Annotated in this window: 10 protein-coding genes; 7 read left to right on the top strand and 3 right to left on the bottom strand. The window is 63.8% G+C overall.

Features of this window, described 5'->3' with window-relative positions; translation table 11 throughout:
• Nucleotides 1–173: 173 nt before the first annotated feature.
• The 3 genes from dnaB (at nucleotide 174) to A5636_RS08875 (ending at nucleotide 5,741) form a co-directional block, all read left to right on the top strand.
• The gene (dnaB, locus tag A5636_RS08885; RefSeq protein WP_065158300.1) at nucleotides 174–1,553 is read left to right on the top strand and encodes a replicative DNA helicase; all 1,380 of its coding nucleotides are present in this window, start codon (nucleotides 174–176) and stop codon (nucleotides 1,551–1,553) included.
• Nucleotides 1,554–1,890: 337 nt separating this feature from the next.
• Nucleotides 1,891–3,033, top strand: coding sequence for a phosphatidylserine decarboxylase (locus A5636_RS08880; RefSeq protein ID WP_253900543.1), 1,143 nt, complete (start codon nucleotides 1,891–1,893; stop codon nucleotides 3,031–3,033).
• A gap of 161 nt (nucleotides 3,034–3,194) precedes the next feature.
• Nucleotides 3,195–5,741: an excinuclease ABC subunit UvrA gene (locus A5636_RS08875; protein WP_065158333.1), complete on the top strand. Its 2,547-nt coding sequence runs from the start codon at nucleotides 3,195–3,197 to the stop codon at nucleotides 5,739–5,741.
• On the opposite strand, the gene A5636_RS08870 is transcribed toward A5636_RS08875, so the two are convergent.
• The 3 genes from A5636_RS08870 to A5636_RS08860 form a co-directional block, all read right to left on the bottom strand.
• Nucleotides 5,713–6,405: a Rieske (2Fe-2S) protein gene (locus tag A5636_RS08870; protein ID WP_065158299.1), complete on the bottom strand. Its 693-nt coding sequence runs from the start codon at nucleotides 6,403–6,405 to the stop codon at nucleotides 5,713–5,715. The two genes, A5636_RS08875 and A5636_RS08870, sit on opposite strands and share 29 nt — an antisense overlap.
• The gene (locus A5636_RS08865; protein ID WP_065158298.1) at nucleotides 6,402–6,896 is read right to left on the bottom strand and encodes an RNA polymerase sigma factor; all 495 of its coding nucleotides are present in this window, start codon (nucleotides 6,894–6,896) and stop codon (nucleotides 6,402–6,404) included. The genes A5636_RS08870 and A5636_RS08865 overlap by 4 nt, the downstream gene beginning before the upstream one ends.
• Before the next feature lie 128 nt (nucleotides 6,897–7,024).
• Nucleotides 7,025–7,513, bottom strand: coding sequence for a DoxX family protein (locus tag A5636_RS08860; RefSeq protein ID WP_065158297.1), 489 nt, complete (start codon nucleotides 7,511–7,513; stop codon nucleotides 7,025–7,027).
• A 218-nt stretch (nucleotides 7,514–7,731) separates the two neighbouring features.
• On the opposite strand from A5636_RS08860, the gene A5636_RS08855 reads away from it, so the two are divergent.
• From A5636_RS08855 to A5636_RS08840, 4 genes are all read left to right on the top strand, one after another.
• Nucleotides 7,732–9,033: a cation:proton antiporter gene (locus tag A5636_RS08855; RefSeq protein WP_081287686.1), complete on the top strand. Its 1,302-nt coding sequence runs from the start codon at nucleotides 7,732–7,734 to the stop codon at nucleotides 9,031–9,033.
• Nucleotides 9,034–9,145: 112 nt separating this feature from the next.
• A complete protein-coding gene (locus tag A5636_RS08850; RefSeq protein ID WP_155763708.1) occupies nucleotides 9,146–10,915 on the top strand; it encodes an NAD(P)/FAD-dependent oxidoreductase in 1,770 nt (589 codons plus the stop codon).
• A gap of 194 nt (nucleotides 10,916–11,109) precedes the next feature.
• Nucleotides 11,110–16,629: a type I polyketide synthase gene (locus A5636_RS08845; RefSeq protein ID WP_253900542.1), complete on the top strand. Its 5,520-nt coding sequence runs from the start codon at nucleotides 11,110–11,112 to the stop codon at nucleotides 16,627–16,629.
• Nucleotides 16,626–17,471 carry an ABC transporter ATP-binding protein gene (locus A5636_RS08840; protein ID WP_065158296.1) on the top strand — a complete coding sequence of 282 codons (846 nt, stop codon included), beginning with the start codon at nucleotides 16,626–16,628 and terminating at the stop codon, nucleotides 17,469–17,471. Before A5636_RS08845 ends, A5636_RS08840 begins: the two co-directional genes overlap by 4 nt.
• The last annotated feature ends 57 nt before the right edge of the window (nucleotides 17,472–17,528 follow it).

The following is a 17,528-nucleotide window of genomic DNA, read 5'->3' as shown; positions in this document are numbered from 1 at the left end:
TCATGAACAGCGGCCCTTGGAGTACGCGCCAGCAACGCTTACGTTCGTCTCGGCGCCTAGGCCGAGTGGGGCCATGTGGTGGGACGGGGGAGGGTGTCAGTGCTTTGATTTACGCTCCGAATCGCAGTCTTCGAATGTATGTTCGGTGCCTAAGTCAGAGGAGGTGAGGGCGGATGGCAGTCGTCGACGATCTGCCGCACCCGGGGATGGATTCCGCGCCGCCGAGTGAGGACTACGGGCGGCAGCCGCCCCAGGATCTCGCCGCGGAGCAGTCGGTGCTGGGCGGGATGTTGCTGAGCAAGGATGCCATCGCAGACGTTCTGGAACGGCTGCGGCCAGGCGACTTCTACCGCCCGGCACATCAGAACGTCTACGACGCCATCCTCGATCTTTATGGGCGGGGGGAACCGGCCGATGCCGTGACGGTGGCCGCTGAACTGGACCGGCGAGGGCTGTTGCGGCGAATCGGCGGGGCGCCGTATCTGCACACCCTCATCTCAACGGTGCCGACCGCCGCCAACGCGGGTTACTACGCCGGCATCGTCTCCGAGAAAGCATTGCTGCGCCGCTTGGTCGAGGCGGGTACGCGGGTGGTGCAGTACGGCTATGCCGGCGCCGACGGCGCCGACGTGGCCGAGATTGTCGACCGCGCGCAGGCCGAGATCTACGAGGTGGCCGACCGGCGGACCTCGGAAGACTTCGTGCCCCTTGAAGACCTGCTGCAGCCGACGATGGACGAGATCGATGCGATCGCCTCCAACGGCGGTATGTCGCGCGGCGTGCCGACCGGCTTCACCGAGTTGGACGAGGTGACCAACGGGCTGCACCCGGGGCAGATGATCATCGTCGCGGCGCGGCCGGGTGTGGGGAAATCAACGTTGGGTTTGGATTTCATGCGGTCGTGCTCAATCAAGCACCGCATGGCCAGCGTCATCTTCTCCCTCGAAATGAGCAAGACCGAAATCGTCATGCGACTCTTGTCGGCGGAGGCCAAGATCAAGCTCGCCGACATGCGGTCGGGCCGAATGAACGACGATGACTGGACGCGGCTGGCGCGGCGGATGAGCGAAATCAGTGAGGCGCCGCTGTTTATCGACGATTCGCCAAACCTGACCATGATGGAGATCCGCGCCAAGGCGCGGCGGCTTCGGCAGAAGGCGAACCTGAAGCTTGTTGTTGTCGACTATCTGCAGCTGATGACGTCAGGTAAGAAGGTCGAGTCGCGACAGATCGAAGTATCCGAATTCTCAAGGCATCTCAAGCTTTTGGCCAAAGAGCTCGAGGTTCCGGTGGTTGCGATCAGCCAGCTGAACCGTGGCCCGGAGCAACGCACCGACAAGAAGCCAATGTTGTCCGACCTTCGCGAATCGGGTTCGCTAGAACAGGATGCGGATATGGTCATCCTGTTGAATCGTCCCGACGCGTTCGAGCGTGACGATCCACGTGGGGGAGAAGCGGATTTCATTCTGGCCAAACACCGTAACGGCCCGACCAAGACAGTGACTGTCGCGCACCAGCTGCACTTGTCACGGTTCGCGAACATGGCGAGGTGAAGGCTTTCCTGTCGAGATCCGTCGAAGAGTGACAAGCATCAGGTCATTGTTTGACAGAGTGCTTGGCGGATGAAGCCAACCGCCACTCCTGTGCGCGCGCTGCGAGTCCACTGAATCGCGCGACCAACGTCCGCGACAGGATTCGCCGGAGCAAAGGAACGTGTCCCTCAGGAAATAAGGGGTACAGCACATCCGTGGTGAACGTACTCGGTGAACCTTGTGCCTGTGTGCCTCGGGATATTGTTGACGCGGTGATAAGGCGCGAACGATGAATGGCATGTCGAGACCAGACCGAATAGTTGAAGACCTTCAACAGCTGCTCAAAGATGACCCCCGCTTGCGAAGTGACCTCGAGAGGTCGATCAGGCAAGCGCATGACCGTGCGGCGTCCGACCTCGACCCGACGCTTCGCGACGTCCTTGATTGGCCCCAGAACCTCGACGATTACTACAGGTACGTTCAAAACTTCATCAGGTGGATACCGCGCCAGTCGGATAATCCCGCGTGGCGAACCTCCAGTCCAGGTGAGCGCTATGCCAAAGAGGTCAGTGATCGGCTTGCGCATTTCTTCTGGCTGGTCGACCAGAGGGATGACGATGGCGGACCCGCCATCGAACGTTCACCTGTATTCCGTTCCTGGCTAACGGATTTCGCGCGACAGTGGGGCAGTTTCCTCGACACACCCGACTCGTTCAACGACGATATACTCCGGTCGTTTCTGGAGGAGGCCCCCGACTACACCGTCGAAGAGTCTCTCATCGATGGCAGACCGAACCAGCCCAGTGGGTGGCTGACCTTCAACCAGTTCTTCGCCCGTGAGCTCAATCCCGGGCTCCGTCCCATCAGCGAGCCATCGAACAACATGGTGGTTACGTCACCCGCGGATTGCAGTTATCGGCATACCTACGGCATTGACGCAGAGTCCAACATCCCCGCCACGACGGTCAAAGGAACACACCGTTACGGCAACATCAGGCAGTTGCTGGAGGGTAGCCGGTACGCCGATTCCTTCGCCAACGGAACGTTCGTCCATTACATGCTGCCTCCGTCGTCGTATCACCGGTACCACGCGCCTGTCGGTGGGTTCGTCAGGGAATCCTTCGTCACCACCGGACAGGTCTACATGCAAGTCGACCTCGTCGATGGCCAACTCGAGTCAAAGGACAGTTCGCAGAGCGGATATGAGTTCTTCCAAACCCGCGGCGTCCTGGTCCTCGACACGGCCGAATCCGGCTATGGAGACGTGGGCGTCGTCGCCGTGGTTCCGGTTGGGATGTCACACGTCGCGTCGGTCAACCTGACCACCGTCACCGACACCAAACTGCCGAAGGGGGAGGAGTTCGGATTCTTCGCGTTCGGCGGCTCGGACATCATCATCCTCTTCCAGGAAGGTATAGCCCAACGCGTCGATACCGACGCCGGCTTTTGCAAGGTGGGCAGCCCCATCGCGCACTTAAACCCAGCCTCGCCAGCGCCCTGACCGCCGCCACGTATTTCTTCGTTGCCACCTATTTCTTCGTTGGTGGTGGATGAGACGTACGGCCGTGGCACTGAGGCATGCGAGATCCGCGGGTTTATATAGCGCCCAGGCGCCGTTCTCGTTCGGCAGGCAAACTCGTTGTGTCGTACACAATGGTTGAGATGGACGGCGGTACGGAAGCAGCTACACACCCACCGGACCCGTACATCCGCGTCTACGCATCCCGCGTGCACAACCTCAAATCGGTGGACGTTGCTGCCCCGCGCGACCGTTTCGTGGTGTTCACCGGGGTGTCTGGCTCCGGAAAGTCATCGCTGGCGTTCGGCACCATCTACGCCGAAGCTCAGCGACGCTACTTCGAGTCGGTGGCGCCGTATGCCCGTCGGTTGCTGCTGCCTCAGGATGCGCCGAAGGTCGACGACATCACTGGGCTGCCCCCGGCGGTCGCGCTGCAGCAGCGCCGCGGCACCGCGACGTCTCGGTCGACCGTGGGTACTGTCACCACGCTCTCGAACCTGCTGCGCATGTTGTTCTCCCGCGCCGGCACCTATCCGCCCGGAGCCACAGAACGACTCGACTCCGACGCGTTCTCTCCGAACACCACGATCGGCGCATGCCCGGAGTGCCATGGCCTTGGCCGCATTCACGAGGTGACCGAGCAGACGTTGGTGCCCGACCCGTCACTGAGTATCCGTGAAGGGGCGGTGGCGGCCTGGCCGGGCGCCTGGCAGGGACAGAATCTACGCGACATCCTCATCACGCTGGGGTATGACATCGATAAGCCATGGCGCAAAATGCCCAAGCGGCAACGGGAATGGATTCTGTTCACCGAGGATCAACCCACTGTCGAGATCGATCCGAGCCAGCACCCGGTCACCGCGGATTACTACTACAACGGCACCTTCTCCAGCGCCGAGCGCCACGTCCGCCACACGCTGGCCAACTCGCAGAGCGCGTCGATGCGCCGCCGGGTGCTGCAGTTCGTGCACAGCGTCGACTGCTCTGTCTGCGGCGGGTCCGGGCTGCGGCCCGAAGCTCTCGCGGTGACCTTCGCGGGCCGCACCATCGCCGAGCTGGTATCCCTGCCACTGACGGCACTCGCCGATGTCCTGGCGCCCGCGGCCACCAGGACGGAGTTCGCCGCGGCCTACGAATCCACGGAATCCGGCGAATTCACTGAAGTGGCAACGATGATCGCTGCCGACTTGGTCGCCCGGATCGGCGTGCTGGTCGATCTAGGACTCGGATACCTGAGCCTGCGCCGCCGCACACCGACGGTTTCGCCCGGGGAATTGCAGCGTCTGCGGCTCGCGACGCAGCTGCGGGCAGGGTTGTTCGGTGTTCTCTACGTGCTTGACGAGCCATCGGCGGGTTTGCATCCGGCCGACGCCGAGCCGCTGCTCGATGTGCTGGATCGGCTTCGGCGTGCGGGGAATTCGTTGTTCGTGGTCGAGCATGACATGGATGTGGTGCGTCGCGCCGACTGGATCATCGATGTGGGCCCGGGCGCCGGGGAGCTGGGCGGCGACGTGCTCTACAGCGGGCCGGTGGCCGGCCTCGCCGGCATCGACAATTCAATCACCCGGAGATACCTGTTCGCCGATGAGCCGTCCGCGCAGCCGGCCCTCCGGACGCCCGCAGGCGTTATGCGGTTGCACGGCATCACTTTTCACAACTTGCGCAATGTTGACGTCGAGATCCCGCTGGGTGCGTTCGTGGCCGTCACCGGAGTATCGGGGTCGGGCAAATCGACGCTGGTCTGCAAAGTCCTCGGTGACGTGATGGCCAGCCAGTTGGGAAAATCGGTCGAACCCGCCGACGACGCCACCGACGGCGACGCCGAACTCCTCGACATCGATGTCGATTCCAGTGTGGGGGTGACCGTCGAAGGCGCGGAGATGATCGACCGGCTCATCACCGTGGACCAGCGGCCGATCGGACGCACACCGCGGTCGAACCTGGCCACTTACACCGGGTTGTTCGATGCCGTCCGCAAGGCGTTCGCCAACACCGCCGAAGCGCGGCGGCGCGGCTGGAGCGCCGGCCGGTTCTCGTTCAACGTCGCCGAGGGCCGTTGCGCCACCTGCCAGGGTGAGGGCTTCGTGGCGGTCGAGCTGCTTTTCTTGCCCGGCACCTATGCCACCTGCCCGGCATGCGGCGGTGCGCGCTACGCCGAGGAGACGCTCGAGATCACCTACCGGGGCCGCACCATCGCCGACGTCCTGGCCCAGACGGTAGACGAAGCGGTCGACTTCCTGAGCGATCTGCCCGGTGCGGCAAGGAGTTTGACCACCTTGCGTGATGTCGGTCTCGGGTACCTGCGGCTGGGGCAACCGGCGACCGAGCTGTCCGGCGGTGAGGCGCAACGCATCAAGTTGGCTTCGGAGTTGCAGCGCGCCAAGCGCGGCCACACGCTCTACGTACTGGATGAGCCCACCACCGGGCTGCACCCGGCCGATGTCGAGTTGCTGGAGCGTCAGCTGCACCGCCTCGTCGACGCCGGCAACACCGTCGTGGTGGCCGAACACGACATGTCGGTCGTGGCGAGGGCAGATCACGTCATCGACCTCGGACCCGGCGGAGGTGACGACGGTGGTGCGGTGGTGGTGGCCGGCACGCCCGTCGAGATTGCCGCCCACACGGTGAGCCGGACGGCACCATATCTTGCCGCTCAACTTGTTACTCCGGAGGCGCGAAAACCTCGATAATGCCGCCGGTTTCGCGGACCCGGAGCTTGGGCAGTGGCGCAGGCGCAACGGGCAGCTGGTGGGTGATGTTGGTGCCCGACAGCGAGAACGAGGTCGAGTGACACGGACAGCGCAACCGCTGTTCGGGTGCATCCAGCCACAGCTTGCAGCCGTGGTGGGTACAGATACCGGAGACCGCCTCGAGGCGGTCTCCGGCCCGGTGCACGAATCCGCTGATCGACCCGAGTGCGAACGCCAGGGCGGTGCCGTCGGCGACCTGATCAATCGTCCCGACCCGTTGCCACGCACCAGTATTCGGCACCAGTTGACCCTGCGCTTGGACCGGCTGGGTGGGGCTCGCCGCGGGGACCATAAGGTTGCGTCCTGCCACCAGCCCGGCCGCAGCAGAGGCCGCGGCAACCGAGCCGCCGATCACCAATTCGCGCCGTCCAGGTGTCCGGCGGCGGTGATCCACTGGTGCGTGTGCGTCATCGAGAGCCTCGGCGAGTTTGCGGTGCAGATCGCTGAGGAACTCTTCACGGGGAGCGTCGCTGCCCTGTCGCGCTGCGCGGAGTTCGATGGCGGTGCGCATCTCCTGAACGTCTTCGTTGTCCGGGTTCGCGCGTCCGGTTGGGCGACCGCGCAGGAGTCCGTCCACGAAACGCCGTACCGTCCGCCCGCTCATGTGGTCTCCTCCGCAGCAGTCTGCGCGGCGAACCTCAAGGCGCGGTACTGCAACACTTTCGCGTTTGCGATGCTCACCCCCATTTGGGCGGCGGCATCGCGCACCGAATATGCCTGCAGGAAGCGCAATTCCAATATCCGTCGGTAGTTGTCCGGCAGGTATGTCAACAGTCTGCGGACCTTCTCGGGCGCATCGCTGAGTTCTTCGGGTTCGTCCGACTCGGGCATATCTTCCGGGATAGACGTCACCTCGTGGCCCATTCGCTCCCTCCAGTACGACGCCAGCACGCTTCGTGCCGTCATGCGCAGATACTTGCGCACTTCGGGGACCGAAGCCGACACCCGCAGCGGTCGCAGTGCGGTCATGAAGACCTCGGCAGTCAGGTCTTCGGCGTCGGGACGGTTACCGACCTTGCCGTACATGAGCCGATACACCCAGGTGGCGTTGTCGCGATACACGGCATCCCAGCTCGGATACGCGGCATCGGTCATTGGATGCAGCCCTCCCGGGGGGCGCGACGATCGCGCCTGGCCGGGGCGGACACGGCGCACTCCATTCTCGCTCGCGATCACTGCCCGCCGTCCCAAAATCAACCTGCGGGTTCCCTGTGCGCCTGAACCTATGCCGTAAGACCGGTGACTCGGCGCTCACCTTCGGGGTTTTGGGTCCGCCTGGCATCCACCGACGCCGCCCCGGCACCGACGATCAGCAGGAAGACGCTCCCGCACAACATCGCGATCTCAAGTCGGCCCTCGTGGAAGAAGTCCCAGAGCCCGGACTCCTTGGGATACAGCGGGGCGTCCCCCCACAGCAGCGGCACCTTGGTGATCGCCAGGGCACCCACCATGTCAACGATCATCGGTACGACGGCCAGCCTGGTGAACACGCCCACCAAAATGAGTATCCCGCAGCCGATTTCGAAAGCACCGTCCAAGTAAGCGAACCACGTGGACGCGGGTATGCCCACCTTGTCGAATCGGCCCGGGCCCAACGTGGCAGGGCGCAGGAACTTCAGCACTCCCTCGCCGGCGAAGATCAGCCCGACGTAGAGGCGAATGAGCACCACAGCGCCCGGGGCGCGGGTGGCGGTGAGGCGAGTCAGCGTCATGCCAGGAGATAGCGGCAGGGGTTACAGCAATAGCCGATGCGTCTGGTTAGTCCCTGCGCAATGCGGGGTAATACCCCCTGCGCGTCGAAGACGCCGCCGTCATCGACTCGACGTCTGCCCTGTTCGGATGAGCGAACGACGAGTTTTAACAGACGTGCGAGAAGACCAGCCATGCCCGGTCCTCGGATGGGCCCTTATATCGAAGCGTAGGACTTGACGTGGCCGCAGCAGTTGCCGTTCATTTCTTCCTCGAACTTGCCGTCATTCTGTTGGCCTGCCGTGTCGTGGGGCTGGTGGCACAACGGTTGGGACAGCCGCAAGTCGTCGGCGAAATGCTCGCCGGTGTCATCCTGGGACCGTCGCTGCTGGGGCGGATAGCGCCAGGCATTCAGCACGAGCTGTTCCCACCGGGTGCGGCCAATGCGGTGCTCTATACGGTGGCACAGATCGGCCTGGTGCTGTACATGTTCCTGGTTGGACTCAACTTCGACATCAACCTGGTCAAACACCGCGCCGGCACCGCAGCCGCGGTTTCTGCCGCGGGCATCTTCGTCCCGCTTGGTCTGGGAGCGCTGCTCGCCGTGCCGCTGATGGCAAGCGACGCCTTCTTCGAGAAGAACACCACGTTGATCATGGCGATGATGTTCATCGGGGCGTCGATCGCGACCACAGCATTCCCGATGCTCGCTCGCATCATTTTTGAGAAGAAGCTTTCCGGGACGCCGTTGGGCACTCTCGCGCTAGCGTGCGGCGCCACCGATGATGCGCTGTCATGGTGCCTGCTGGCGATCGTGTTGGCCATTCACCGCGGCAATCCCGCGACGGCGTTGATCGCAATCGTCGGGGGGATCGTCTACACCGTGGCGGTGCTGACTCTGGGCCGAAGAGGATTCAGGGTTCTCGGCCCGATGGCCGAACGGCGGAACGGCGTCACTCCGGGAATGCTCAGCGTCGTCCTCATCCTGCTCATGGTGTGCGCATGGTTCACCGACGCCATCGGTATCTATGCCATCTTCGGAGCGTTCATCCTTGGCGTCGCTATGCCGTCCGGGTTCTTCGCCGACCGGCTAACGGCCAACTTGGAGCCGGTCACGACGACGCTCCTACTACCGTTGTTCTTCGTCTATTCGGGCCTGAACACCCAGATCGGGTTGGTGAATACTCCGGCACTGTGGGCGGCCACGTTGGGCATTCTCGTGGTCGCCATCGGAGCAAAAGGCGTCGCCTGCACGTTAGCCGCGCGGCTTCGGAAGGTGCCACTGCGCGAATCCATCGCGCTGGGGTCGCTGATGAATGCGCGCGGGTTGATCGAACTCATCCTGCTCAACATCGGGTTAGAGGCCGGCATCATCACCCCTACGCTGTTCACCATCCTGGTGATGATGGCCATCGTCACTACGCTGATGACCTCGCCGATATTCGAGTTCGTCTACGGCCGGCACCGACCGGAACCGGTCGACCCGCCAACAGCTCGGGAGCCCTCTGCCGTCGGCGTGCCAACGGCGCCAGTTGATGGCTGACTGCCGTGACGTGTGGCGCGGCCCCCGCTGGGGTATCTCATCCATCCTTGAATAAAGAGAAAATCCATCCTTGATAAAGAGAAAATCCATCCAGCCTTTGATAGGAGCAACCGTGGACGTGCGAGCGCACCTGTCGGAGCTGGACGCCGAGGCTCGAGCGGCCCTTGCCCGAAAGATCCGTCGGCAGCTGAGCGACGATGGTGCCGGCGCCACCGACTATGACGTCGTGATCGTCGGAGGGGGCGCCGCCGCACTCACCCTGGGGCTGGAGCTCCGCACGGCACGCGCCGGGACGCGCATCCTGATCCTCGAGTCGAACGCCCACCCAGTGCCCGAGATAACCCACACCGTCGGCGAGTCGACCGTCGAAGTCTCTGCGCACTATCTGCGCGAGCGGCTTGGCCTGGGCGACCACCTGAGCGCCGCGCAGCTACGCAAGATGGGGTTGCGGATGTTCTTCGCCCAGGACGGCAACACCGATATCGCGCGTCGAATGGAACTGGGCAGTTCCTCATTCGTCCCGCAAGTGACCTATCAGATCGACCGCGGTCGGCTGGAGAACGAGCTGCACCGCCGCTGTCTGGCCGCCGGCGTCGAAATCATCTGTGGCCGAGTCAGATCCGTGGAATTCGGACTTGATGGGGGTCCCCACACCGTTTCCTATCAACACCAGGACAGGATTGCTACCACGACTGCCCGGTGGGTGGTGGACGCGTCCGGGCGCAACCGGACGCTGTCCCGGCAACTCAACATGCGGCGTCCCACCGAGCATCACTGCAACGCCGCGTGGTTGCGCGTCGCGACGGAACTCGACGTCAATCAGTGGAGCGATGACCCGGACTGGCGCACCCGACTTACCGAGGGTGACCGTGCCTTGTCCACGAACCACTTGATGGGGGAGGGTTACTGGGTCTGGCTCATCCGGCTCGCTTCGGGCGCCACCAGCGTCGGCATCGTCGCCGACCCTGAGATCCACCCGTTCGACACGTTCAACACGCTGCCCAAAGCCAAGGCGTGGCTGCGTGAGCACGAACCGCAGTGTGCCCACGAGTTGGCCAAGCACGAGGACCTGATCCGGGACTTCAGGGTGATGAAGCATTACAGCCACACCGCGACCAAGGTGTTCGACGGCCGCGACCGGTGGTGCCTGAGCGGTGATGCCGGAGTCTTTCTAGACCCGTTGTATTCCTCGGGTCTGGACCTGGTCGCGATCGGCAACGGTCTCATCACCGACATGATCGTGCGTGACCTCGATGGCCAGGACGTGGTGGCGCGTGCCGGGATCAGCGATTCCCTGTTCCGCTCGCTCACCGAGATGTGGATCGCGGTGTATCAGGACCAATACCCGCTCATGGGCGTACCAAAGGTGATGGCGGCCAAGGTCGTCTGGGACATCGCGTTCTACTGGGGTTTCATCGGGTTGCTCTACACGAACGGGCGGTTCGTCAGTGTCGCCGACGATCCCGCGGTCGTCCCGCACCTGGAAGGGCTCATCGAACTCAGCAACCGGGTGCAACGGTTCTTCCGCGAATGGGCGGCGATAGAGGACAAGGATTCTCCGGTTCCGTTCGTCGACCTGTATTCGCCGTTGAATTTCATGGTCATCCTGCACAAAGCCATGATGGGCAAAGCGCCGAACTTCCCCGAGCAATTCGACGCCAACGCCCAAATGCTCCGACAGCTCGCCGGCCAGTTGGTCGAGACCGTCATAGCGGAGAAATCCGGCATGTTCAGTGACGACGCCGTGGTGCGGCAGGTGCAGACGTGGCAACGGGATCCACTGCTGCGCGAGTTCCGATCGATCTACCGGCGCGAACAGGCGACCACACCGCTCAGCCCGGACTGGATTCTCACCGCGGTTCCGCAGCTGCGACCTAGTTAGCCGCGGCCCGTCGGCCAATTTTGGATTCAGACCCATCCGTCGCTGTCCCGGCAACGAAGTACTAACGGCCGTGCGACGTCACACGGCCATGCCGACGACGACAAGGAAGGTTGCGCTGTGCTCACCGATGCGCTCAGACGTGATGGCGGTTGCGAGATGCGGTGGGTTTTCCCGACAGGATGGGCGGGAAAAGCATGAACATGCCACCAGGACAGCGCAGCCACGCGCCGCTGGCGATCGTGGGAGTCGGATGCCGCCTGCCCGGCGGCGTTGATTCCGCCGACGCTTACTGGAGTTTGCTCGGCGGGGCGACCGACGCCACCTGCGAGGTGCCCGAGACACGATGGAACGCCGACAAATTCCACGACCCCAATCCAGCGAAGGTCGGCAAGATGGTTACCCGTCGCGGCGGGTTCCTCAGCGAGATAGATCAATTCGATCCGCAGTTCTTCGGGATCTCACCACGCGAGGCGCACTCGATGGATCCCCAGCAGCGCCTGCTGCTGCAGGTTACCTGGGAAGCATTGGAAGACGGGGGAATTCCCCCGGACTGCCTGGCCGGCACTGACGTCGGGGTGTTTATCGGCGGATTCACCCTCGACTATCAACTCCTGCAGAACCAAGGCCGCACCAGCCGCTACCGGTTCAAGACGCATTCCGCCGCCGGAATGATGATGACAATGTTGGCGAACCGGATCTCGTTCGCCTTCGACTTCCGCGGGCCGAGCATGACGATCGACACCGCGTGCTCTAGCTCACTGGTCGCGGTGCATCTTGCCGCGCAGAGTATCTGGAACGGTGAAAGCGACCTCGCCCTCGCCGGCGGAGTCAACATCATGATCGGACCCAACACGGCGATCGCCGAGTCCAAGAGTGGGTTCCTCAGTCCCGACGGTCGTTGCAAGGCTTTCGACGAGTCCGCCGACGGCTACGCCCGCGGGGAAGGCGGCGCGGTCGTTGTCATCAAGCCGCTTGATCGAGCGCTGCGCGACGGTGACGAAATCTATGCCCAGATCCTCGGCACTGCAGTGTCGCAGGACGGCCGGACCGACGGCATCACCGTCCCCCGCGCGGAAGCCCAACAGGCAGCGATCATTTCGGCGCTGCGCCGGGCTGAGGTCCACCCGAACGAGGTCGGCTACGTGGAGGCACACGGCACCGGCACGCCCGTCGGTGACCCGGTTGAGTTACAGGCGCTGGCCGCCGCCCTGACATCGCACCGGCCCGCGGCCAATCCGCTGTTGGTCGGATCGGTCAAGACCAACATCGGCCACCTCGAGGCCGGCGCCGGTGTAGCGGGACTGATCAAGACGGCAATGGTGCTCAAAAACGGCTACATCCCGGCGCACCTGCATCTGCAAAATCCCAGCAGTCAAGTCTCGCTCGCTGATTTGAACATCGACATACCTCGAGCCGGTCGCCCGTTTCCCGACACCGACCGGCGCATAGCCGGGGTCAATTCGTTCGGGTTCGGCGGAACGAACGCTCACGTCGTACTCGCCGAACCGCCGGCCCCGGTCCGTGACTCCGAACCAGCTTCGCGCCTGCCGCTGGCGGTGTTGCCCATCTCGGCACGCAGCGACGAAGCGTTGATGGCGACCGTCGGCGAGTTGGCCGCCCACCTCGACGCCCACCCAGAGGTCACGTTGCCGGATCTGGGTTACACGCTGTCCCAACGGCGCGCCCACCTCAGTCACCGCCATACCCTGATCGCCGGCAGCATCGCCGACGCGCGAGACCAGTTGCGTGCTCTTGCACAGGGCGGACAGATCTCCTCGGCACGTACCGCGGTGACGGCGCCCAAGCTGGCGTTCGTGTGTACCGGGATGGGCCCACAGTGGTGGAAGATGTGCCGCGGGCTGCTCGACGTTCTGCCCGCCTTCGCCGCCAGCATGCACCGCAGCGACCGTGCGCTGGCCCGGTACACAGGCTGGTCCCTGATCGAGGAACTCCGTCGTGACGAAACCCGTTCGCGGATGGGCGAAACGGATGTCGCGCAGCCGGCCAACTTCGCGATTCAGGTGGCGCTGGCCGAACAGCTAGCCGTCTTCGGGATCAAGCCGGACGCGGTGGTGGGCCACAGTGCTGGTGAGGTGGCCGCTCATTATCTCGCCGGCCTGCTGAGCTTCGAGCAGGCGATCGAGGTGATCTATCACCGAAGCCGGCTGCAGCAGCGGACCCGCGGATTGGGCCGCATGCTGGCTGTCGGCCTCGCCGCGGAATCGCTGATGCAGGCACTCGACGAGAAAACACGCGATGAGTTCGGGCGACGGGTGTCTATCGCCGCGATCAACAGTCCCTCAGCGGTAACCGTCGCAGGCGACGCGGATGTTCTCGACGACATCGCTTGCCGCATGGATGAAGCCGGGATTTTCAACCGGTATCTGACCGGGAAGGTGCCGTATCACACGCATTACATGGAGGTGATCAGAGACGAGTTGCACACTGCCTTCCAGGGGTTGTCCTCGAGCCCGTCCACCCTCCCGCTGTACTCGACGGTCACCGGGGACCGCTTGGACGAATACGCTGCCGGTGCCGCCTACTGGTGGCAGAACACCCGCGCCACAGTGCTATTCGAGCCTGCGGTCCGACGGATGCTGGAAGACGGTTACACGCACTTTGTCGAGCTCGGCCCGCATCCCGTGCTCGCGTCGTCGATCTTCGAGATTGCTGGAACCGAGAAGGCATTGGTCCTGGCCGCCCAGCGCCGCAACGAAGACGACCTCCGCACGTTGCTGAATTGCGTTGGCGCCCTGCACACCAATGGCCACGACCTGACGTGGGAGGCGCTGCATCCGCGCGCCGGGACACGGTTGCTGAAGCTTCCCGCCTACCCGTGGCAATCCAGACGCTTCTGGAACGAAAACCAGGAGGCGGCGGAGTCGCTGTACTACCGTCCGGTGCACCCACTACTGGGGCAACCGATCAGTGCCGTGCACCCGACCTGGGAAGTCGAGTTGAGCACCATGCTCATCCCGTTCCTTGCGGATCACCAGGTACAGGGCAGTGTTGTGGTGCCCGGAGCGGTTTACGTCGAAATGGCTTTGGCCGCAGCCAAAGTGGCCTACGAGGCAGATCTGGGTGTGAACGACCTGGTGCTGCACCGTGCGCTGATCCTGGACGAGACGTGCGACCCCGTACTGCGAACCACGCTCAATCAGGACACCGGCGCCGTGGAGTTCGCCGCGTTCACCGCGATAGCTGACGGTGAGCTCAAGTGGACCGTCACGGCGACCGCAGAACTCAGGCCACGACCAAGGACGCCCAGCCGACAGGAGGTGCCGAACGGCCTGCCACCCGTCACCTCGATGAACGGTGCGGACTTCTATGCACTGACCCGCGCCATCGGATTCGACTACGGCCAGTCGTTCCGATCGGTCGATGCGATAACCGCCGGTGACGACTGGGTGGTCGCCGAAATCAGCGTGCCGGCAGTTATCGCCGACGAGCTTGACGACTACCGATTCCATCCGGCACTCGTTGATGCTGCCTTCCAAACACTCTTCGGCGCACCGCTTCTCGAGCGCGGTGATAACCAAAGTCCGTATCTGCCCACGCGCATTCGGCGCAGCGCGATATACGGGACACCCAAAGGCGATATGACCGTGCGCCTGCGTGTCGTGACTGCCACTGCCGAGGAGATCCAGAGCGACATTGCTATCTGCGACCACAGCGGTGAGCCGGTCGCCTTCTTCGAAGGCTTCACAGTCCGCTCGCTGAACGCGTCCGCGCGCATGTCGCCGGAGAGCATCGACAAGGGGCTTTACGAGCTGCAATGGGAACCCCAGCCGGAACACCCCGGAGACCGGGATCGGGGCGCAGCTGCGAACGCCCCGTTGTCCTGGCTTGTCTTCGTCGACAGCGGCGGGTTCGGTGCCGCTCTCGCGCAACGCCTTCGGAGCCAGGGCCACCGCGTCCGAACGGTCGCCCACCAAGCCGTCGATGAACTCACCGCATCCGACGAGGGTTACGTGGTCGACGCGCGGCGTCCCGAACATATCGGCGCGGTGTTGGACCACCACCTCCGCGAGGAGGGCGACCTCGCAGGCGTCGTCGACTGCTGGCCGCTGGATATCGTCGCCGAGGGAGACAACGCGGACAAGAACTTGTCTCTGGGTGTCCTGGCCGTCCTGCGTCTCACCAAAGCCCTGGCCAAGCACGACACCATCAAGCCGCGCCTGTATCTGATCACCGCCAACGCACAACCGGCACTCGGAACCGAACCGCTGGCCGTGGACCAAGCCACCATCTGGGGGCTCGGCCGAGTCATCGGGCACCAGGAATTCGTCGAACGTTGGGGCGGCCTAATCGATATCGATGACGCGGACAAACCCGACGAAACCGCCGCGCGCGTCTGTGAGCACCTCCTCGACACCGAATCCGAGGATCAGGTCGCGATCCGCGGCCCGGTCACCCTGGTACCCCGGCTGCGCCCCAGCACCAGTCTCACCCGGCCGTTCCCCACCAAGCTCACCCCGGACGCCACCTATGTCGTCACCGGTGGCACCGGAGCGCTGGGCCGCACTGTGGCTTCCTATCTCGCAGAACACGGGGCGCGACACATCGCGCTGCTGAGCAGAACTGCGCTGCCGCCAAGAAGCCGCTGGTCGGAGCTGACCGAAGCGGACCCGCAATACTCGTCCGTCGAAACCGTCCGCGCAATCGAACGCCTCGGCGCCTCCGTCAGCACTCCCCGCGTCGATGTCACCGATACCGAGCAGGTACGGACCTGGCTGGCAGGGCACCGTCGCGACGGCGGTCGACCGGTGCGCGGCATCATTCACGCGGCGGGATCCGTCCATGACCAACTCCTGGTCAACGTGAGTGAGGACGATTTCGTAAAGGTGCTGACTCCCAAGATGATCGGCACCCGGGTGCTGCACGAAGCCTTTGCGGACCACGACCTGGAATTCTTTGTCATGTTCGGGTCTGCGGGGTCGGTGGTCGTCTCGCCGGGTCAGGGCAATTACGCTGCCGCCAACGCTTTCCTCGATGCTTTCGCGCATTACCGGCAGGCCCAGGGCTTGCCGGGTCTCACGGTCGGTTGGGGGCCCTGGTCGGTGGGAATGGTCGAAGAGCTCAAACTGGAGAACGTCTACGCCATGCGCGGCATCGATCTGATCACCCCCGCCGCGGGCTCGCTGATCCTGGATCGACTCATCAATCAGACCACACCCAATGTCGTTGCCATCAACGCAGATTGGGCCCGCGCGCGGCAGCTGCTGGGCGGACACCTACCGCCGATGTTCGCCGCCCTCGACTCTCCCGACTTCAGTCCGGACGCGGAGTCGGACACCTCGATACTCAACGTCCTTGCCAGGACGCCCGAACCGGAGCGGCTAGACGTCGTGAAGGGTCACGTACAACGACTCGTCGCCGGCGTATTCGACTGCGGGGTCACCGATTTTGAATCCGACGCGATGCTGGAAGACATCGGGCTGGACTCGATGATGGCGATGGATTTCAGGGTGAGAATCAACACGACGTTCTCGATCGACCTTCCCGTCCTGGATATCCTCAAAGGCGTGAGCGTCGATTCGCTTGCCGCCCGGGTACTCGCCGAACTCGAGTCGATCCACAACGAGGTGCCGGAGGTCACGACTGCGGAACCCGACTCGACCGAGAACGACGTGGATCGGATGATCGACCAACTGTCGGAGGCCGACCTTCGGGAACTTCTGGCCGAACTCGAGGGTGGGACTCCCGCGAGATGACGAATTCGTCGGCCGCGATTCAAGTCCGGGGGCTGTCGAAGTCCTACGGTCACAAACCCGCGGTGCGCGGACTGGACCTCGACGTCGGCAGCGGTGAGATCTTCGCCATCCTCGGGCCCAACGGGGCGGGCAAGACGACCACGATAGAGATCTTGGAGGGCAATCGAATTCGTGATGCCGGGCAAGTCCTGGTACTCGGTGAAGACCCCGGGACCGCAGGCCGCAGTTGGCGGTCCAGGATCGGCATTGTGCTCCAGGAGGTCAGCGACGCCGGGATGCTCACCGTGTTCGAGACCGTGCGGATGTTCACCAGTTGCTACCGCACCGCCCGGGCCCCCGCGGAAGTACTCGAACTCGTCGGCCTCGGCTCGGTCGTCAATTCCCGGGTACGGGCCCTGTCCGGCGGACAACGTCGTCGCCTTGACGTTGCGCTGGGCATCGTCGGGGTGCCGGAACTGTTGTTCCTGGACGAACCGACGACCGGGTTCGACCCGGAAGCCCGACGTCAATTCTGGCAGCTCATCAAGCTGTTGGCGGCTGACGGTACGACCATTCTGCTGACCACCCACTACCTCGAGGAAGCGGCCGCGCTGGCGGATCGGGTGGCGGTGATCGCCGATGGCCGGGTGGTGGCGGTGGACTCGCCGACGAAGCTGACCGAACACGTGAGCTCAGCCGCGACGGTGCGATGGATGGAGGGTGACGACGTACATGTGGAGCGCACCGATCACCCCACCGCATTGGTCCGGCAGCGCAGTCAGGATGGCCGGGAACTGGCTCAATTGACCATCACCCGACCGACATTGGAAGACGCCTATCTGCATCTGATCGGGTCGGCGTGACTAGCCTCGACCGCGCCAACGAGACGTCGCCGCAGCGCCGCCACCGCGCAGCGAAAC

It is taken from the genome of Mycobacterium asiaticum, from assembly GCF_001673315.1.
Taxonomy (GTDB): domain Bacteria; phylum Actinomycetota; class Actinomycetes; order Mycobacteriales; family Mycobacteriaceae; genus Mycobacterium; species Mycobacterium asiaticum_B.
This window is presented reverse-complemented; position numbering and strand designations above follow the sequence as displayed.